This is a genomic window from Pantoea graminicola, assembly GCF_048452665.1.
In the GTDB taxonomy this organism is placed as follows: Bacteria; Pseudomonadota; Gammaproteobacteria; order Enterobacterales; family Enterobacteriaceae; genus Pantoea.
This window is the reverse complement of sequence record NZ_JBLWSJ010000003.1, coordinates 223,922-242,811: the sequence shown is the minus strand read 5'-3', so window position 1 is coordinate 242,811 and position 18,890 is coordinate 223,922. Positions and strand designations below refer to the sequence as shown.

16 protein-coding genes are annotated in these 18,890 nt (G+C 55.8%); 4 read left to right on the top strand and 12 right to left on the bottom strand.

All coding sequences use genetic code 11. The features are described 5' to 3' along the window. Positions 1–116 precede the first annotated feature (116 nt). Positions 117–2,102: a cyclic di-GMP phosphodiesterase gene (pdeR, locus tag ACNY69_RS08840; RefSeq protein WP_111140085.1), complete on the top strand. Its 1,986-nt coding sequence runs from the start codon at positions 117–119 to the stop codon at positions 2,100–2,102. 12 nt (positions 2,103–2,114) lie between these two features. On the opposite strand, the gene ACNY69_RS08835 is transcribed toward pdeR, so the two are convergent. After that, on the bottom strand, positions 2,115–2,981 hold the full coding sequence (locus ACNY69_RS08835) for a crotonase/enoyl-CoA hydratase family protein (RefSeq protein ID WP_111140084.1): 867 nt from the start codon (positions 2,979–2,981) through the stop codon (positions 2,115–2,117). 629 nt (positions 2,982–3,610) lie between these two features. Next, positions 3,611–4,309 (bottom strand): L-ribulose-5-phosphate 4-epimerase, encoded by a 699-nt coding sequence (gene araD / locus ACNY69_RS08830; protein ID WP_111140083.1) that lies wholly within the window; start codon positions 4,307–4,309, stop codon positions 3,611–3,613. Between the two features lie 347 nt (positions 4,310–4,656). Between araD and osmB the strand changes: the two genes are divergently transcribed. Further along, positions 4,657–4,872, top strand: a complete 216-nt coding sequence (gene osmB / locus ACNY69_RS08825) for an osmotically-inducible lipoprotein OsmB (RefSeq protein ID WP_003853848.1) — start codon at positions 4,657–4,659, stop codon at positions 4,870–4,872. Between the two features lie 77 nt (positions 4,873–4,949). Here the strand turns inward: osmB and yciH are convergent, their stop codons facing one another. The 5 genes from yciH to pgpB form a co-directional block, all read right to left on the bottom strand. Continuing rightward, positions 4,950–5,273, bottom strand: a complete 324-nt coding sequence (gene yciH / locus ACNY69_RS08820; RefSeq protein WP_111140081.1) for a stress response translation initiation inhibitor YciH — start codon at positions 5,271–5,273, stop codon at positions 4,950–4,952. Next, complete coding sequence (gene pyrF / locus ACNY69_RS08815; RefSeq protein WP_199560006.1) at positions 5,273–5,992, bottom strand: orotidine-5'-phosphate decarboxylase; 720 nt, start codon at positions 5,990–5,992, stop codon at positions 5,273–5,275. The genes yciH and pyrF overlap by 1 nt, the downstream gene beginning before the upstream one ends. Positions 5,993–6,189: 197 nt before the next feature. Further along, complete coding sequence (gene lapB / locus ACNY69_RS08810) at positions 6,190–7,359, bottom strand: lipopolysaccharide assembly protein LapB (protein WP_111140080.1); 1,170 nt, start codon at positions 7,357–7,359, stop codon at positions 6,190–6,192. 6 nt (positions 7,360–7,365) lie between these two features. Then, positions 7,366–7,677, bottom strand: a complete 312-nt coding sequence (locus tag ACNY69_RS08805; RefSeq protein ID WP_111140079.1) for a LapA family protein — start codon at positions 7,675–7,677, stop codon at positions 7,366–7,368. Positions 7,678–7,810: 133 nt separating this feature from the next. Further along, positions 7,811–8,569 (bottom strand): phosphatidylglycerophosphatase B, encoded by a 759-nt coding sequence (gene pgpB, locus ACNY69_RS08800; protein WP_111140078.1) that lies wholly within the window; start codon positions 8,567–8,569, stop codon positions 7,811–7,813. A 227-nt stretch (positions 8,570–8,796) separates the two neighbouring features. Here pgpB and ribA point away from each other — a divergent pair, with 227 nt between their 5' ends. Then, positions 8,797–9,390, top strand: a complete 594-nt coding sequence (gene ribA / locus ACNY69_RS08795; RefSeq protein ID WP_111140077.1) for a GTP cyclohydrolase II — start codon at positions 8,797–8,799, stop codon at positions 9,388–9,390. Positions 9,391–9,422: 32 nt separating this feature from the next. Here the strand turns inward: ribA and acnA are convergent, their stop codons facing one another. The 4 genes from acnA to topA all read right to left on the bottom strand — a co-directional run bounded on the left by acnA (position 9,423) and on the right by topA (position 17,135). Next, positions 9,423–12,104 (bottom strand): aconitate hydratase AcnA, encoded by a 2,682-nt coding sequence (acnA, locus tag ACNY69_RS08790; protein ID WP_111140076.1) that lies wholly within the window; start codon positions 12,102–12,104, stop codon positions 9,423–9,425. A 593-nt stretch (positions 12,105–12,697) separates the two neighbouring features. Then, complete coding sequence (locus ACNY69_RS08785; protein WP_111140074.1) at positions 12,698–12,856, bottom strand: YmiA family putative membrane protein; 159 nt, start codon at positions 12,854–12,856, stop codon at positions 12,698–12,700. Between the two features lie 496 nt (positions 12,857–13,352). After that, complete coding sequence (gene cysB / locus ACNY69_RS08780; RefSeq protein WP_111140073.1) at positions 13,353–14,327, bottom strand: HTH-type transcriptional regulator CysB; 975 nt, start codon at positions 14,325–14,327, stop codon at positions 13,353–13,355. A 183-nt stretch (positions 14,328–14,510) separates the two neighbouring features. Next, positions 14,511–17,135, bottom strand: coding sequence for a type I DNA topoisomerase (topA, locus tag ACNY69_RS08775; RefSeq protein ID WP_293771029.1), 2,625 nt, complete (start codon positions 17,133–17,135; stop codon positions 14,511–14,513). Between the two features lie 383 nt (positions 17,136–17,518). Here topA and ACNY69_RS08770 point away from each other — a divergent pair, with 383 nt between their 5' ends. Further along, on the top strand, positions 17,519–17,767 hold the full coding sequence (locus tag ACNY69_RS08770; RefSeq protein ID WP_111140071.1) for a YciN family protein: 249 nt from the start codon (positions 17,519–17,521) through the stop codon (positions 17,765–17,767). Positions 17,768–17,794: 27 nt separating this feature from the next. Here ACNY69_RS08770 and sohB read toward each other — a convergent pair whose 3' ends face one another. Beyond that, entirely contained in the window at positions 17,795–18,841 is a 1,047-nt protein-coding gene (gene sohB / locus ACNY69_RS08765) for a protease SohB (protein WP_111140070.1), read from the bottom strand. Positions 18,842–18,890: the final 49 nt, after the last annotated feature.

The following is an 18,890-nucleotide window of genomic DNA, read 5'->3' as shown; positions in this document are numbered from 1 at the left end:
TTCTTATCTGGACAGGAAAATATATTTCGTTTGCATCTTGTGCTGGCGTCAGATGATGAATACTGTTGCTAAATAATGAGATAACGTATGCAGAGCACTTCCCGGAGGAAGTTTCCATGACCGATGAACAAGGGCAGACGTTGTTGTACACCCTGTTTGGTACAACCAGCCCTCATTGGCGTCTGACCGCGGACAGCGATGCGTTGCATTTTGCCGAAGATGAGTCATCACAAACCAATATCGCCCTGCCGCTGACACCCGGCCAGGCGGCAATGATCCGTGCCATGCCGGTCATTACCTCAAGTATTAATCTGACCATGACGCTGCAGGGCATTGATGTGCCTATGCATTTTGTCGGCCGTAAAGTTAATCAGTCATCCTGGGCGGGCACCGCCTCCGCATGGGGCGACACCTCTGCGGTTGCCCGCGACTTAACCCTCGGGCTTTCGTTTGCTGAACAGGTGGTTTCCGAAGCCAACTCGGTGATTGTGATCCTGGATCAGCGCGGTAATATTCAGCGTTTTAACCGCCTGAGTGAAGAATATACCGGCCTGAATGAGCACGAAGTTATTGGCCGAAACGTCTTTCAGCTCTTTATGACGAAACAGGAAGCCTCACAGTCGCGGCGCAATATCGCAGGCTTCTTTCGCGACGGTAACTCCTATGAAGTTGAACGCTGGGTCAAAACCAAAAAAGGGCAGCGACTGTTTCTGTTTCGTAATAAGTTCGTTCACAGCGGCAGCGGCAAAAATGAAATTTTCCTCATCTGTTCAGGTACTGACATCACCGAGGAGCGCCGCGCCCAGGAGCGGTTGCGGGTGCTGGCCAATACCGATACGGTGACCGGCCTGCCCAACCGAAACGCGATTCATCAGCAGATTAGTCTGGCGCTGGAGCGGTCAGAAGGCGATGAGACCGGCGTGGTCTATCTCGATCTCGACAATTTTAAAAAAGTGAATGACGCCTACGGTCATATGTTCGGCGATCAGTTACTGCAGGCCGTTTCTCTGGCTATTCTGAGCTGTCTGGGCAAAGACCAGACGCTGGGACGGCTGGGTGGCGATGAGTTTGTCGTGCTGGCAGAGCACACCAGCCAGGCGGCGCTGGAGGCGATGTCCTCCCGCATTCTTGAACGGTTGCGCCAGCCCTTCCGCATCGGACTGATCGAAGTGTACAGCGGCTGCTCCATCGGCATCGCCTACGCCCCTCTGCATGGCGAAGATCGCGAAAGCCTGATCCGTAATGCGGATACCGCAATGTATCACGCCAAAGAGAATGGGCGCGGCAAGTTCTGCGTCTTTGCGGCGGAGATGAATCAGCGGGTTTTTGAATATCTGTGGCTGGACACCAACCTGCGCAAGGCGCTGGAACTGGATCATCTGCTGGTCCATTATCAGCCTAAAGTGGACAGCGATGGTCAGGTCCGCAGCGCCGAAGCACTGGTTCGCTGGAACTCACCTGAGCGCGGCATGGTGTCGCCGGCTGATTTTATTCCCTATGCCGAAGAGTCCGGGCTGATTGTGCCGCTGGGACGCTGGGTCATGCTCAACGTGCTGAAGCAGATTATCCTGTGGCAGCAGCAGGGAATTTTTCTGCGTGTCGCCGTCAACGTCTCGGCCCGCCAGCTCATCGATCAGAGCATCTATACGGATCTGAAGCAGGCGCTGCAGGAGGCCAGTATCACCGACTGCCCTATCGATATCGAGCTGACAGAGAGCTGCCTGATTGAGAATGAGACCGAGGCGCTGAAACTGATGAAGCAGTTTCAGGAGCTGGGCGCTCAGGTGCATCTGGATGACTTCGGCACCGGCTACTCCTCGCTGTCTCAGCTGGCGCGTGTGCCCATCAACGCCATCAAACTCGATCAGAGCTTTATTCGCGATATCAATAAGCAGCCGGTTTCGCAATCGCTGGTGCGTGCCATCGTCGCCGTCGCCAAGGCGCTCGATTTGCAGGTCATTGCGGAAGGCATTGAGACGCCGGATGAAGAAGCGTTTGTCCTTAAAAGTGGGGTGGATGGGCGTCAGGGCTACTACTACGCAAAACCAATGCCCGCGGAACAACTTGGGCATTGGCTGGCTAAGCATCCTGCCCGCGTTTAACGCTGTTCCGTATTAACCCGCTTTACGCAGTGATGCGCTGTGGCGGTTCTGCAACTGGACCAGACGCTCCATATAGGCAATGTCTTTGGGTTCGAGGGTAAATGCATAATCGACCCAGTCTTCCGTGATATCCATCAGCTCGGCGCGTGAGAGTTGCAGCACGCGCTGACGCGCTTTCAGCATCGCCCTGACGCCATTGAGCTTCGGCCGTAAGGTATCGATAAAGGTGCGCGTGGCGCGGTAGCTGTCACCCGGCTGGAAGACTTTGTCTACCAGACCGCGCGTCTCGTACCACTCGGCGCTGTGCGACTCCCCTTCACAGATCAACTCCTCTGCCAGCTTCATGCCGGAACGGCGCGCCACCAGCGAGTAACCGCCCATGCCCGGGAAGAGGTTGAACGCGATTTCCGGGAAGCCCATGCGCGCGTTGTTTTGCGCCAGAATGAAGTGGTGCGCCAGTGCCGCCTCGAAGCCGCCGCCTAACGCACTGCCTTCAATCATGGCCAGCGTCACGGCGCCGGTATCAAAGCCACGGGCTGCCGAATGAATGCAGTCCACACAGGCGCGAGCATAAGCCCGCAGTGCCTCACGCCGGTTGTTGCGAATGCACTCAACGAAGAAGCGCAGATCGCCGCCCGCATTGAACATCTGTGGCACCAGCGATCCGGTGACCCAGAAGTCGATCGGCAGCCCGGAACGCTGCGCGGCGTAGCTCAGGTTCATGATCTCCTCAATCAGTTCATGGTTGAAGCTCGGGCGAGGCTGCGCACGCAGCATCATCCACAGGGTACGCCGCCCCTCTTCGTAATAGGCAACTAACTGCGTGGTGTTGCCAGCTTCGGTAAATAATCTGCAGGTTGCTTGGTTAATCACTGTCATTGTCTCATCCTCTGTTTATATTTGATGCGTTAAATACGCGACATCAGCGTAATGCAGAGTGAGGCCAGACCAAATGAGAGATTGATTTACAACACAAAATCCAGAGTGATCCCTGATTCGCGTTTTCTGGATTGATTAGACCGGTTACTGAATGGGTCTGAACCGCCAGCGGCCAATATGCAGACGCTTAACACCTTTTAAAAATGGCTGATGAAGATCAGAGTGGCGTAAACGCGCATCTGTCGCGGTTTCTTTTGCGCAGACCAGGAGAGAGGAGATACCGGCCTTCACAGCGGCTCCAGATTCCTTAATACAACCCCGGACTCACCGGGCAACTTTACCCGGAGAAACAGGAGCAGCACGAATGCGCCACGCCATCACCCGCCGGGGATAACCGTGGTTGTAAATGGCACGAAAATCAGCAACATCCGTTCAATAATTAACCACCAGCTGGCTTCTCAGCGGTACTGCGTGGGCGCGCCTGCTGCCGCAGTCATCTTCCTGACGCCGCAACCGGATGAAACAGACGGAGAAAGGGTTCAACAGCGGGAGCGCTGCCTCAGGCAGACGGCGGGGTTATCAGAGAAAGGGGCCGGATAAAAAAACGGGACGCCGTGGCGTCCCGCTGACTACTTCTGCCCATACCAGGCATTTTCACCATGTTTTCGCAGGTAGTGCAGGTCGAGCAGCGTTTGCTGAATCGGCGGCAGGTTCGCGGTCAGCTGCTGGCTGAACAGCCCCATATAGGCCACCTCCTCCAGGACCACGGCACTGTGCACCGCAGCATGAGCATCTTTACCCCAGGCAAAGGGGCCGTGGGAATTGACCAGCACGGCCGGGATCGCCGACGGAGAGAGTCCGCGCTGCGCGAAGGTTTCGATAATAACTTCACCGGTGTTCCACTCATACTCCTGCTGAATCTCCTCGCTGCGCATTGCCCGGGTGCAGGGGATCTCACCATAAAAGTCATCGGCGTGCGTGGTGCCCCAGGCCGGAATCGGTCGTCCTGCCTGCGCCCAGATGGTCGCGTGCCGCGAATGGGTATGCACAATGCCGCCCACCTCCGGCCAGGCCAGATAGAGGGCGCGGTGGGTCGCGGTGTCCGAAGAGGGGCGTTTCTCCCCTTCCACAACGTCACCCGTCGCCAGATCGACCACCACCATGTCATCACGCTTCATTACGTCATAGCGCACGCCGGAAGGTTTGATCACCAGCAGCCCCTGTTCGCGATCAATGGCGCTGACGTTGCCCCAGGTGAAAGTCACCAGGTTATATTTGGGTAGGTCCAGATTCGCTTCCAGAACCTGTTGTTTGAGGTGCTCCAGCATGCCTTTTCTCCTGCTGACTGTCGTTACTGAATTTTGCGGAGTCAGCGCTGAAAAGGTTATGGAGCAAATAGCTATAAAAGCAGAAGGATTGGCTGTGAATGCAAAAATGCGCTGTGCTTTCAGACTTTTCTATCTTCGGAATTCCCGCAGAATGCTTAGAATCCTCTCAGACAATATGTGGACCTGACAGGCCACGATTGTGACTCACCCGCTACAAACGGTTTGTCCATGGTAACGCCATTTCGATGCCATCACGGATGCGGCAATGATGGCTTACAAGCGGGCTGAGGAAATATCGGAGCTATACTATGAGTGTTGCCTCTGTGAGCACATCAAAGGAGAAGTGTATGACAACAACAATGAAACGAATCACTGCCGTTGTACTGGCGACCACGTTAGCGGTTGCGCTGAGCGGCTGTTCTAACTGGTCCAAACGTGACCGTAATACCGCGATTGGCGCGGGCGCGGGCGCGATTGGGGGTTCAGTCCTGACCAATGGTAGCGCACTGGGCACCGTCGGTGGCGCCGCTGTGGGTGGTATTATCGGTCATCAGGTCCACTAAGGACCTTATTAAAACAATAATCGGCTACGCTAGCATCTGCATCACAATCGGGCTACTTCGGTAGCCCGATTTCTTATTCAGCCGCCCGCCAGCTTCACCTTCATCCCTTTGGCTTCCAGCAGGCTCTTTAGCAGGTCGCGTTTATCGCCCTGAATTTCGATTACGCCCTCTTTCACCGAGCCGCCACAGCCGCACTTTTTCTTGAGTTCGGCTGCCAGCAACGCCAGTGCAGCATCATCAAGATCGATGCCGGTAATCAGGCAGACCCCTTTGCCCTTGCGGCCGCTGGTTTGACGCTGAATACGGACAATACCGTCCCCTTTTGGCCGCGCCGCTTGAGGCTCGGGCTGGGTGATGCGACCGCTGCCGGTGGAGTAAACCAGTGGATTATCATTCGCCATCAGGGTGTCTCCAGGCTGTTAAGGATGGCCTGCAGGGCAGCGGCCGGATCGGCGGACTGGGTAATCGGACGCCCGATCACCATATAATCCACGCCCGCCTGCTTCGCCTGCTGTGGTGTCATGATGCGGCGCTGATCGCCGGCATCGCTGCCCGCAGGACGAATTCCCGGCGTCACCAGGGCAAATTCCTGACCCAGTTCCTGTTTAAAGCGCACCGCCTCATGGGCCGAACAGACCACGCCATCCAGTCCGCATGATTGCGTCAGCTTCGCCAGTCGCTCCGCCTGTTCGGCCGGCGACAGCGTGATGCCAAGTCCTTTGAGATCCTCTGCATCCATACTGGTCAGAACGGTGACGGCAATCAGCAGCGGTGCATCCTTGCCAAAAGGTTGCAGCGCCTCACGCGCCGCACTCATCATGCGCGCGCCGCCGCTGGCGTGGACGTTGACCATCCAGACGCCAAGATCGGCCGCTGCCGCGACAGCCTTTGCCGTGGTGTTGGGAATATCGTGAAATTTCAGGTCGAGGAAGAGTTCAAAGCCGCGCTGCTGCAGAGTCCTGACCAGCGACGGGCCGAACAGCGTAAACATCTCTTTGCCCACTTTAAGGCGGCAACTGCGGGGATCGATCTGGTCGACGAAACGCAATGCGCTGTCGAGATCGTGATAATCCAGCGCTACCAGAATCGGCGAAGCGGTCACGTTGTGGGGTGAAGGCATGGCATTTCCTCTGTAACAGGCACCCGCAGGCGCAATAGACAAACGGCAAGCATTCTACCTGCGGTGTCTGACCATCACAATCGCGATCGCCCCGCTGCCTGACGATTTATGCACGTTTGCCGAAGCTCGCATAAGCATTCATTCACTAGTATGTTGTAACTACAATGCGAATAGTAAACTGACCTGCAACGGCCGGATTACTGGCCGTCGAGACCCCGGATAGGTTTGACCGAAGACCAGGTTCGGCAGGATGGACAGTGCCAGTAAAGCGCATGCGCGGTAAAGCCACACTTCTGGCAGCGATAGCGGGGTTTGGTGCGAATCTGTTCACCCACCATATCGCGCAGCACCATCAGGCTCTCTTTTGCCCGGCCATCTTCTGCATCATGCAGGTTTAAATCCATCAGGCGATGGAAGACTCGCATGGTGGGATGGCGCTCCAGCTGGCGGCTGATGTAGTTCTGTGCCGCTTCTGAGCCCTGCTGCTGCTCCACGATGTCAGAGAGATAAAGCTCGGCTGCGGCACCGGTGTTCTCCTCCACGCAGCGCTGCAGAAAGTCGGCCCAGGCTTCAGGCTGATTCAGCCGCTGGAAGCAGGTTTCCAGCATCGCCAGCGTCTCACTGACCAGCTCTTTATCCTGATCCAGCACCCGCTGCAGATGCCCGACCGCTCTGGCGTAATCCTCTTTTTCCATCAGGATTCGGCCCATCATGATCGAGATGCGGGCGCTGTTGCGATCGGCAGACTCCCCTTTTTTCAGCAGGCTCATCGCCCGATCCAGATCGTCGCTGCTCATCGCCTGCAACGCCAGTTCGCAGTAGAAATGGGCGATTTCACCCTTCTGCTTCTCTTTGCCCAGTTTAACCAGCCGCTCGGCGACGTCGATCGCCTGCTGCCAGTCGCTGGTCGCCTGATGGATTAACAGCAGCTGCTGCAGCGCGCCCACCCGGAAGTCGGTTTCATCGGTGAGCTGCTTGAACATATCTTCCGCGCGGTCGTAGAGCCCGGCGGCCATATAGTCGCGCCCCAGCTGCTGCACGGCCAGCAGACGCTGTTCGTAGCTCAGCGACGCGCTCTCCATTAATGCCTGATGGATGCGAATAGCGCGGTCCACTTCCCCGCGCGAACGGAAGAGATTACCCAGCGTCAGGTGCGCCTCCACCGTGCCGCTGTCCTCTTTCAGCATATCGAGGAAGAGATCGACCGCTTTATCCTGCTGGTTCGAGAGCAGGAAGTTTACGCCCGCAACATATTCCCGTGACAGCTTATTGGCTTCCTGCTGCTTATCCTGATGCGCGCTGCGACGGCCCATATACCAGCCATAGGCAGCCGCAACCGGCAGTAACAGGAACAGCAATTCATGCATCGGGGGTTATTCCCGGCCAGCCGGTACCGCTGGCGGTGTCGCCAGTGCGGTGTTGCTCTGCTCGATTTGCGCCTGCATACGTCTGATTTTCCGGTTGGCATTGGCCAGCGAGACACGGGTGCGTAACCAGAAGAGGCCGCAGATAATCCAGCCCAGCACAAACCCTGCGCCAAACAGTGATGCCAGTAAGGTCGAAACGCTGAACTCACCCTGCGCCAGCAGATAGTTAAAAGTAATGACCTGATCGTTATGCGCGCCTAAGGTGACGGAAATAATGAAAATGACCAGTACCACTAAAAAAATCAGCAAATATTTCACAGTGCATCCTGTTGTGAGGTTGTCGAATAAATTATGCCAAAACTCCGGCAAAAATGCTGCTCCCAGCAGCATCGGGTGAGTCGCTTTTGCGCAAACCCGATCAATAATATGGGGTCTTCAGGGGGAAATACAATCAGGGCTCCCGCTGAGCCACCTCTTTTTGCTCTTCCGGCGGCAGCGTCAGCGGGCCACAGAACCGCTGTGCCAGCCAGGTCGCCAGCGTCACCAGGAGCCAGGAAAGCAGCGTCGCCACCGCCAGATCCCGCGGCCAGTGCATACCGAGCAGCAGACGGCTGGCCATCACGCCGGTGGCCCAGATGAAGATCACGACCACGGTCTTGTAGTGACGGCGCGGCCAGAGCAGTCCCAGCGCCAGCAGCGCCCAGCTGGCGGCAAACATGGTATGGCCGGAGGGAAAGGCAAAGCCGGTCTCGAACGCCCAGTGCCGCTTCAGCCAGCCGGGGATCTGCGTCTCGTCGGCGATCAGCGACGTCACCATCTCACCACGCTGTTTGCGCTTCAGTTCATAGAAGGTCTTCTCATCCAGACCGTGATGCTGCTCCAGCCAGATCACGTAAGGACGCGGCTCCTGGATCTGCTCTTTGATAAAGGACTTGGTGTACTGCCCCGCCAGAATGGTGGCGTTCATGATGATCAGCAGCAGAATCGCGGGCTTCAGACGAAAGCGCAGGCACCAGAGCATCCAGGCACTCAGCAGCACGCTGGTGAGGATCCCCCACGGGCTGGTGACGGTCTCGGTCATCCAGAACAGGCCTTTCAGCACGAGGTTGCTTTCGCCCGGCTGCCAGCGCCAGCCGGTCAGCCAGACGGAAACCGGCATGATCAGCAACAGCAGCATACCGAAGGTCGTACGACGCGAAATCTTAAACATCCTTTTCCCTTATACCGGTGTCAGAGAACAATAACTGCATAACTTTAGCTTAAAAAAGAATAACATACCTGTTGCCGATTGGATAATCGTGCTTTATCACTGCAATTGGTGTCAGAGAGTACCAGCCCGCTTACGGGTTGTGGCACAATATTGCACGTTTGTCGGGCCACACTGGCCTGTGCACTATCATGATGATAGTGCATCCTCTGAAGGTTCTGGAGAGTCACATGCAGCTTAAACGGGTGGCAGAAGCCAAACTGCCCACGCCATGGGGAGATTTCCTGATGGTAGGTTTTGAAGAATTGGCAACCGGACATGACCACGTTGCGCTGGTCTTTGGCGATATTAATGATAATGAGCCGGTCCTGGCGCGCGTTCACTCCGAATGCCTGACCGGCGATGCACTCTTCAGCCTGCGCTGCGACTGTGGTTTTCAGCTTGAAGCTGCCCTCAATGCCATCGCTGAAGAGGGTCGCGGCGTGCTGCTCTACCATCGTCAGGAAGGGCGCAACATCGGCCTGCTGAATAAGATCCGCGCCTATGCGCTGCAGGATAAAGGATATGACACCGTCGAAGCCAACCACCAGCTCGGCTTTGCCGCCGATGAACGCGACTTCACCCTGTGTGCGGATATGTTCAAACTGCTGGGCGTCAATGAAGTGCGCCTGCTGACCAATAACCCGCGGAAGGTGGAGATCCTGAGCGAAGCCGGGATTAATATCGTTGAGCGGGTGCCGCTGGTGGTGGGACGTAATCCCAAAAACGCGCACTATCTGGATACCAAGGCGAGCAAGATGGGGCATCTGCTGCCGAAGTCCTAAAAAAGAAAAGCCGGGTCGCCCCGGCTTTTTTATCAGTTCAGCATATTGCGGATCACATAGTGCAGGATGCCGTCATTGCGGTAGTAGGTCAGCTCATTACCGGTGTCGATGCGACAGCGGGTGTCCAGCTCCTCTTTGCTGCCGTCCGCGCGCGTCAGGGTAACCTTCACCCTGCAGCCCGGCGTCAGCGCCTGAAGGTTCTCTACGTCAATGCGCTCTTCCCCCGTCAGCCCCAGCGTTTTCCGGGTCACGCCCTGCGGGAACTCCAGCGGAAGGATCCCCATCCCGATCAGGTTAGATCGGTGGATACGTTCAAAAGATTCGGCAATTACCACCCTGACGCCCTGCAGACGGGGACCTTTGGCCGCCCAGTCACGACTTGAGCCTGAACCATACTCCAGCCCGGCAATGACCGCCAGCGGCACCCCTTCCGCCTGATACTTCATCGCCGCATCATAGATGGCCAGCTGCTCGCCGCTCGGATAGTGCCGGGTGTATCCGCCCTCAACGCCGGGCACCATCTCATTACGGATACGGATGTTGGCAAAGGTGCCGCGCATCATCACTTCATGGTTGCCGCGACGCGAACCATAGGAGTTAAAATCGGTGCGCTCCACCCCGTGGGCCAGCAGATAGCGTCCCGCCGGACTTTCCGCCTTAATGCTGCCCGCTGGCGAAATGTGGTCGGTGGTCACCGAGTCACCCAGCATGGCCAGCACCCGGGCGCCGCGAATATCCTGCACCGGCTCCGGCTCTTTCTGCATCGTGTCAAAGAACGGAGAGAGACGAATATAAGTCGAACCCTCATCCCAGTCGTAGGTCGCCGCTTCACTGACCTTGATCTCCTGCCAGTCTGGCGTGCCGTCAAAGACCTCCGCGTACTCTTTGTGGAACATATCGCTGGTTACCTGCTGGACGGCGGTGGCGATCTCTTCCGGTGACGGCCAGATATCTTTGAGATAGACCGGCTGACCCTGGGGATCGTGGCCCAGCGGTTCGGTCTGCAGGTTGATCTTCATGTTACCCGCCAGGGCATAGGCGACCACCAGCGGCGGCGAAGCCAGCCAGTTGGTTTTGATCAACGGATGAATACGGCCTTCAAAGTTGCGGTTACCCGACAGCACGGCCCCTACCGTAAGATCGCCCGCTTTGATGGCAGATTCAATCTCATCCTTCAGCGGCCCGGAGTTGCCGATACAGGTAGTACAGCCGTAGCCGACCAGGTTGAAGCCCAGCTTATCCAGATAAGCGGTAAGCTGCGCGACGGCTAAATAGTCTGAGACCACTTTGGAGCCGGGCGCCAGTGACGCCTTCACCCACGGCTTGCGTTTCAGCCCGCGCCCGACCGCCTTTTTCGCCAGCAGCCCGGCGGCCATCAATACGCTGGGGTTAGACGTATTCGTACAGGAGGTGATCGCACTGATGACCACCGCGCCGTCAGTCAGCGTGTGAGTCAGTCCTGTGTCGCTGTCCGTATATTCGACGTTTTTGTGCGGCTTCTGTGCGTGATTAACTTCCAGCGCATTGCTGGCGTCGAAGGCGGCAGGCACATCGCCCAGCGAAACCCGATCCTGCGGACGCTTAGGCCCGGCCAGACTCGATTCGACATCGTTCATATCCAGCGCCAGCGTACTGGTGAAGCGCGGCTCATCGCCGGCATGACGCCACAATCCCTGCGCTTTGGCGTAGGCTTCGACCAGCGCCACCTGCTCAGCATCGCGGCCGGTCAGCGTCATATAGCTCAGCGTCACGTCATCCACCGGGAAGAAGCCACAGGTTGCGCCATATTCCGGTGCCATGTTGGCAATGGTCGCGCGATCTGCCAGCGGCAGATCCGCCAGGCCATCGCCATAAAACTCCACAAACTTGCCTACCACGCCATGCTTGCGCAGCATCTGGGTCACGGTGAGCACGAGATCGGTAGCGGTAATGCCCGGCCGCAGTTTGCCGGTGAGTTTAAAACCGACCACATCCGGGATCAGCATTGAGACAGGCTGCCCCAGCATGGCGGCTTCGGCTTCGATACCCCCGACGCCCCACCCCAGCACGCCCAGCGCGTTGATCATGGTGGTATGTGAATCCGTGCCGACTAGCGTATCCGGCCAGGCGTACTCTTCCCCGTCGCGGGTCTCGTGCCAGATCGCCTTACCGAGGTACTCCAGGTTGACCTGATGACAGATACCGGTACCCGGCGGCACCACGCGGAATTTATCAAAGGCTTTCTGGCCCCAGCGAAGAAAAACGTAGCGTTCATGGTTGCGTTCCATCTCCAGCCGGACATTCTCTTCGAACGCGTCATCATCGCCAAAATGATCCACCGTAACCGAATGGTCGATAACCAGGTCGACCGGGGAAAGCGGATTCACTTTTGCCACATCGCCCCCCAGACGATTCACCGCTTCGCGCATCGCCGCCAGGTCAACGACGGCGGGGACGCCGGTGAAGTCCTGCATCAGAACACGGGCTGGCCGGTAGGCAATTTCGCGATCGGCGTGGGCATCGGTTTGCCAGTCCACCAGCGCCTGGATGTCCTCTGCGGTGACAGAGTCGCCATCCTGCCAGCGCAGCAGGTTTTCCAGCAGAACTTTGAGAGATTTGGGCAGTTTATCGATATTGCCGAGATGCTGAGCCGCACGGGGAAGACTGAAGATGTGATATTTTTTGGTGTCGACCTGCAGTATTTCCTGACTCTGCTCGCGTAGGGTAGACGACATAGCTCCTCCTTTTCGTTCATGGTCTTAACCTCAAAGAGACAAAGGTTTATGTTAAAGATAGACCACAAATTCGTTAACGTTTTGATTACAACACAAATTGCTACAATCGCCGTAAACGAAAATGCCCCGTGAAATCACGAGGCATCATAAAAGAGGGGGTATTCAGATTAGAGGGTTATCCACACCGCCGCAGACCAGAACGCAAAAGAGAATGCATACGCGCTAAGCCAGGACATTTTAATAATATTCATTGTATCTACTCCTTCGCCGGAATCGGGCGTAAAAGTTTAGCGGTCGTCCTCAATGAGGCGACACCCTTTTGTCGTACAGGTGTGGAGATCGGCAGCCAGAAAGCGTGCCCGGAACATCGGTAATAAAAGAACAGTGACAAATAAACGGTCTTAAAACCTTATTTGTTTTTAGGGTCCAGAAAAGACTCAATAAAAAGTCTCTGGTTATCACTCAAATCCCACGATTCGGGGATAGACACTTTTTCGTCCTTTGCAAGCGGTTCTTTGCCTTTACAGGCAACCGGCTTGTGCTGGCGCGACGTCAGTGAAGGTTTATGGCTGAGTGTATGTGCCCACATGGCTTTAGCCCCAGATACGCCAGATCATTAACGCGACGACTACCCAGAACAGCGCAGAAGCAGCGAATACGGTTAACCAGGCATTGCGACGGGTGTTGCCGGTACGCTCAACCTTGGTGCTTTTTACCGGGAAACCCGGTTCTACTGTCAGTCGTGTATTCATAGTTTTTGATAATCACTCTCAACAAAATGATTGATAACAACGATTAAGATTTAGGAGGAATCCTAAACGCGTTAAGGCCAAAAATCCAGTTATTTTTATTGAGTAAAACGATTAACGGTATTAATCAATAGACGCCAGTAACGTAAGAAACCATTAACTCCGGAACGAACTTTTAATTAAATCAGGCACTCAAAAATTTGAGTTAAATTAAAAACAGATCCATTTATAACTACAGCTGAAACTCAGGAACCGCGTGTTTGCTGGCTAAACGAATCGGCTGTTAACTGGAGTATGGGAATAATCCTGGCGTGTCGCAAAGTGACATAGTTAAAAGTGTGTTGTAATTCGCATTTAAGAAAGCTGAACCGGGAAACCTGTGATCAATGTTTCATTTACAAAAAAATCATAAAAACTTTTGATTCTCATCTGGCGCTAAAGCCTGGAAACAAAAAAGGCTGCACCAGGCAGCCTTATGTTTCAACGCAGGGAATAAACCCTATTTAAACGGCAGCCGGATATCCTTAAACATCGCCTCAATGTCCTCGTTTGAGCGCAGCGCGACCGCCGTGTCTACCACGTCGCGGGTCAGATGCGGCGCAAAACGCTGGATAAAATCATACATATAGCTGCGCAGGAAGGTACTGCGGCGGAAGCCAATTTTGGTGGTGCTGTTGGTAAAGATATCGGCGGCCTCGATGCGAATCAGGTCAGGGTCGGCGACCGGATCAACCGCCATACTGGCGATCACCCCTACCCCCAGACCCAGACGGACGTAGGTTTTGATGACGTCCGCATCGGTGGCGGTGAAGACGATGCGCGGCGTTAAGCCGGCACGATTGAAGGCCGTATCCAGCTCCGAGCGCCCGGTAAAGCCGAAGGTATAGGTTACCAGCGGATACTCAGCCAGCTCCTCGATGGAGACCTGCCCTTTTCCGGCCAGCGGGTGGTCGGCGGTCACCACAATCGCCCGGTTCCAGTGGTAGCACGGCAGCATGATTAAATCGTCATAGAGATGCAGAGCTTCGGTGGCAATCGCAAAGTCCGCGTTGCCCTTGGAGACGGCTTCCGCGATCTGGGTTGGCGACCCCTGATGCATATGCAGCGAGACGCGCGGATAGCGTTCAATAAAGCCTTTAATGACGCCCGGCAGCGCATAACGAGCCTGGGTGTGTGTGGTAGCCACATAGAGCGAGCCCTTATCCGGCCAGGTGTGCTCACCGGCCACCGACTTAATGGCGTCCACCTTGGAGAGCACTTCACGCGCAATGCGGATGATCTCTTCCCCTGCCGGTGTGACCTGCGTGAGATGTTTACCGCTGCGGGCAAAAATTTGCACGCCCAGCTCATCTTCCAGCATACGCACCTGTTTACTGATGCCGGGTTGAGAGGTGTAAAGACCTTCCGCCGTCGAAGAGACGTTGAGGTTATGGTTTACCACTTCGACGATATAGCGCAACTGCTGTAATTTCATGTCTGTTTTATCCCGGTAAGTTACAGAGTCGCATCCCCGGTTGACGGATAGTCGCGAGGCTGAAGAGAGGCTATGCATCAGGAAAGGCGGAAATGCTATAACAACTATATCAGTTTAAGTGAGAGAGTAGAACGGATTGATATAAGGCTCAGAAAAAGGCCAGCGAACGCTGGCCTGAATGGATTACTTTTTCGCTTCCTGCCATTTGCCATCGATATAGAAGGCTGACCAGCCGGTTGCCTTGCCCTCTTTCTCAGAGGAGACATACTGCTGCTTCGTCTTGCGGCTGAACCGCACCAGCGTCTTGTTGCCTTCCGGGTCGGTGGCGGGCGCCTCGGCCAGATATTTCAGCTTCTCCGGCAGACGGTCGCTGAATCGCTGAAGCTCTTCGACCAGCGGAGCGCGCGTTTCACGCGATTTCGGGAAGGTGTTCGCCGCCAGGAAGACACCGGCCGCGCCGTCACGCAGCACGAAGTAAGCATCTGATTTTTCACATGCCAGCTCAGGCAGCGGAACTGGATCCTCTTTCGGTGGCGCAACTTCACCACTCCGCAGGATCTTACGGGTGTTTTTGCACTCCTCATTGGTACACGCCATATACTTACCAAAGCGGCCCATCTTCAGGTGCATCTCCGATCCGCACTTCTCGCACTCCACCACCGGGCCGTCATAGCCTTTGATGCGGAATTCGCCCTTCTCGATTTCGTAACCATCGCACTCCGGGTTGTTCCCACAGACGTGCAGCTTACGTTCGCTGTCAATCAGGTAGCTGTCCATCGCCGTACCGCACTTCTGGCAGCGACGACGGGCGCGCAGCGCGTTGGTTTCCGCATCATCCCCTTCCAGAATATTCAGGACTTCATTTTCCGGGATCAGGTTGATGGTCTGTTTGCAGCGCTCTTTCGGCGGCAGCGCATAGCCCGAGCAGCCCAGGAAGACGCCGGTGCTGGCGGTGCGGATACCCATCTGACGACTACAGGTCGGGCAGTCAATCGAGGTCAGTACCATCTGGTTCGGCTGCATACCGCCCTCTTCGGGATCTTTCTCGGCCAGCTCAAGCTGCTGAGTAAAGTCGCTGAAGAAGTGATCGAGCACCGCTTTCCATTCCGCCTGATTGTTGGCGACCTGGTCCAGGCTGCTCTCCATGTGAGCGGTGAAATCGTAGTTCATCAGTTCGCGGAAGTTCTCTTCCAGGCGATCGGTGACGATTTCGCCCATTTTTTCCGCATAGAAGCGGCGGTTTTCCACTCTGACGTAGCCGCGATCCTGAATGGTCGAGGTGATGGCCGCATAGGTAGAAGGACGACCGATGCCACGCTTCTCCAGCTCACGCACCAGCGAGGCTTCGCTGAAGCGCGCCGGTGGCTTGGTGAAGTGCTGACCCGGCACCAGCGTCGTGAGATCCAGCACATCACCCACGCTGACCGCAGGCAGTGTGCGATCTTCATCGTTCTTGCGCAGTGCGGGCATCACTTTAGTCCAGCCGTCAAACCGCAGGATCCGGCCTTTAGCTTTCAGGCGGAAATCGCCAGCCGCGGCGGTAATGGTGCTGGAGTCATACTTCGCTGGCGTCATCTGACAGGCAACAAACTGGCGCCAGATCAGCTGATAGAGTTTCTGCGCATCCGCTTCCATATCCTTCAGCTTTTCCGCCACCACTTCCACGTCAGAAGGACGAATCGCTTCGTGCGCCTCCTGAGAGTTCTCTTTGCTGGCGTAGGTGATGGCGTTGTCAGGCAGATATTTCTTGCCGAAATGGTTTTCGATGTAGCCGCGCGCCATGGCAACCGCATCCTGACTCAGGTTGGTTGAGTCGGTACGCATATAGGTAATGTGACCCGCTTCGTAGAGCCGCTGGGCCATCATCATGGTTTTTTTCACGCCAAAGCCCAGACGGGTGCTCGCCGCCTGCTGCAGGGTCGAGGTGATATAGGGCGCGCCCGGCTTGCTGCTGGTCGGCTTATCTTCACGATCCACGATTTCAAAACGCGCTTTTTCCAGCAGCGCCACGGCGGCGTAGGTTTCGTCACGGTTGACCGGACGGAAGGCTTTGTCGCCGTGATGGGTGACATCCATCGACAGCTCATCGCCCTTCGGCGTGGTCAGCGCGGCATTGATTTCCCAGTACTCTTCAGGAACGAAGGCTTTAATCTCGCGTTCACGCTCCACCACCAGGCGAACCGCAACGGATTGCACACGTCCGGCCGAGAGGCCGCGGGCGATCTTCTTCCACAACAGCGGCGAGACCATGTAGCCCACCACGCGATCCATAAAACGACGCGCCTGCTGAGCATTGACCCGATCGATATTCAGTTCGCCCGGCTTTTCAAACGCCTGGCGGATTGCATTCTTTGTGATTTCGTTAAACACGACGCGGCTGAAGCGTGAGTCATCGCCGCCAATGACTTCCCGAAGATGCCAGGCGATGGCTTCCCCTTCGCGGTCAAGGTCGGTTGCGAGATAGATGTGGTCAGCACTGGCGGCTAACGCTTTCAGCTCGGCCACGACTTTCTCTTTGCCGGGCAGGATCTGATAATCCGCTTCCCAGCCGTGATACGGGTCTACGCCCATACGGCTGACGAGCGCGGCTTTCTCATCTTTTTTAACTTTTTTGACTTTCTTGTCGGTCGAAGCGTCTTTGGCTTTCTTCTCTGTCGAGGCGTCAGCACTCTTCTTTGCGGTTGACCCACTGGTCGGCAGATCCCGGATATGACCCACGCTGGATTTAACCACGTAGTCACTGCCCAGGTATTTATTGATTGTTTTAGCCTTTGCCGGGGACTCAACAATAACGAGTGCTTTACCCATATTTACCTTTACCTAATGAAAACATCCTGCTTAGCGGGAGAGAATTGGATGCCCAAAAACCCATTGGGTTCAATATTGCTGCGCCTGTTTAACATTTCAAGGCGGAGGGGTCAATCTCAGAACAGATGATGTGACTTTATGCAACTACATGATAAAGAGTGCTTTTTCCATCTGAACTTATCGCACATCCCGGTGCAAAATCCCTGAAATCGGAATCGCCCACACTCTACCTGATAAAATCTGTTACGCAACTTAATTAGCACTCCACCCGGACTTACGCCAGATTTCCGCACAGAATCCGGCATCTGGCTCCAGGTTGTCACGCCCTGTGGCTCGCCAGTAATATAGAAAGGATTTGGGTACTGTCAAAAAGGAGTGAATAAATGCAGAAAACGACTCAGGCTATTTCCCGCCAGGCATTGCTGGAAAAAGCCAACGCGCTGATCAGGGAACACGATGATTATGTCGCGGGAATGCAGGCGGATGAAGTCACCCAGCAGGGCGATGTGCTGGTCTTTCGCGGTCCGTTTTTTCTCGACGCCGATGGGCTGCCAACCCCCAAAACCACGGCGGTGTTTAACGTCTTCAAACACCTGGCCGTTGCGCTGTCGCCGCTCTACCACCTGGAATAAAAAACCCGGCTCGCGCCGGGTTTCGCATCACAGCAGCGGCTTCTCACCGCGCTGCCAGAGTTTCAGCAGCAGCCGCTCCGCCACTGAACCGGCGCTCTGCGTAAAACGGTCCATCATTTTACGCCGACGGGCGTAGTGCACGCCGAGGACGCTGAACCGCTCCATGTGACGGATGATCAGGTCGTCACTGGTGCCGATTTCGTCAACCAGACCAAGATCCAGCGCCTGACGGCCATACCAGTGTTCACCGGTTGCCACCCGATCGATATCCAGTGACGGCCGCATCTGGTGAACAAACTGTTTAAACAGCAGATGAGTCTCATCCAGATCTTCCTGGAATTTTTCCCGTCCTTCCGGCGTATTTTCCCCGAACAGCGTCAGCGTACGCTTGTACTGCCCGGCGGTGTGCAGCTCAACGTCAATGTCGTTGCGCTTCAGCAGACGGTTGAAGTTCGGGATCTGCGCGACGACGCCGATGGAGCCGATAATTGAGAACGGCGCGGCCACAATACGGTCGGCCACGCAGGCCATCATGTAACCGCCACTGGCCGCCACTTTATCCACCGCGGCGGTGATGCGCACGCCCTCATCACGCAGACGCTGCAGCTGCGAAGCTGCGAGGCCATAGCCATGCACCACCCCGCCCGGACTCTCCAGACGCAGCAACACCTCATCGCCCGGCTGCTTCACCGCCAGCACGGCAGAGATCTCTTCACGCAGTGAGCTCACCTCACCGGCGTCCATGCTGCCTTTGAAATCGAGCACATAAAGCGTGGGCTTCACACTGTCGGTCTGCCCCTGTTTCGCCGCCTGCTTTTCCGCTTTAGCTTTCTGCTTTTCGCTCTTTTTATGGTTTTTCAGCCAGACCTTTTGCGCCTGCGGTTTCATTTTTGCCAGCTGCAGATCATCTTTCATCTGCTGATAGTCATCACCCAGATGCGTCAGACGAAGCTGGCCGCTTTGTGCCCGCTTGCGGAGCGCAGCATTCATAATAATCATGACAATCGCAGCGACGGCAACCACCAGCGTCACCGCTTTCGCTAAAAACAGTCCATACGTCGAAATAAAATCCATCAGGTCGCCTTAGTAAACAGAAAATCGAAAACAGTCTGCCAGTTTAGCC

Excerpts from the sequence above, each read along its gene's own strand:
- pdeR (WP_111140085.1), top strand. The coding sequence starts at position 117 with ATGACCGATGAACAAGGGCAGACGTTGTTGTACACCCTGTTTGGTACA.
- ACNY69_RS08835 (WP_111140084.1), bottom strand. The coding sequence starts at position 2,981 with ATGACAGTGATTAACCAAGCAACCTGCAGATTATTTACCGAAGCTGGC.
- araD (WP_111140083.1), bottom strand. The coding sequence starts at position 4,309 with ATGCTGGAGCACCTCAAACAACAGGTTCTGGAAGCGAATCTGGACCTA.
- osmB (WP_003853848.1), top strand. The coding sequence starts at position 4,657 with ATGACAACAACAATGAAACGAATCACTGCCGTTGTACTGGCGACCACG.
- yciH (WP_111140081.1), bottom strand. The coding sequence starts at position 5,273 with ATGGCGAATGATAATCCACTGGTTTACTCCACCGGCAGCGGTCGCATC.
- pyrF (WP_199560006.1), bottom strand. The coding sequence starts at position 5,992 with ATGCCTTCACCCCACAACGTGACCGCTTCGCCGATTCTGGTAGCGCTG.
- lapB (WP_111140080.1), bottom strand. The coding sequence starts at position 7,359 with ATGCATGAATTGCTGTTCCTGTTACTGCCGGTTGCGGCTGCCTATGGC.
- pgpB (WP_111140078.1), bottom strand. The coding sequence starts at position 8,569 with ATGTTTAAGATTTCGCGTCGTACGACCTTCGGTATGCTGCTGTTGCTG.
- ribA (WP_111140077.1), top strand. The coding sequence starts at position 8,797 with ATGCAGCTTAAACGGGTGGCAGAAGCCAAACTGCCCACGCCATGGGGA.
- acnA (WP_111140076.1), bottom strand. The coding sequence starts at position 12,104 with ATGTCGTCTACCCTACGCGAGCAGAGTCAGGAAATACTGCAGGTCGAC.
- ACNY69_RS08785 (WP_111140074.1), bottom strand. The coding sequence starts at position 12,856 with ATGAATACACGACTGACAGTAGAACCGGGTTTCCCGGTAAAAAGCACC.
- cysB (WP_111140073.1), bottom strand. The coding sequence starts at position 14,327 with ATGAAATTACAGCAGTTGCGCTATATCGTCGAAGTGGTAAACCATAAC.
- topA (WP_293771029.1), bottom strand. The coding sequence starts at position 17,135 with ATGGGTAAAGCACTCGTTATTGTTGAGTCCCCGGCAAAGGCTAAAACA.
- ACNY69_RS08770 (WP_111140071.1), top strand. The coding sequence starts at position 17,519 with ATGCAGAAAACGACTCAGGCTATTTCCCGCCAGGCATTGCTGGAAAAA.
- sohB (WP_111140070.1), bottom strand. The coding sequence starts at position 18,841 with ATGGATTTTATTTCGACGTATGGACTGTTTTTAGCGAAAGCGGTGACG.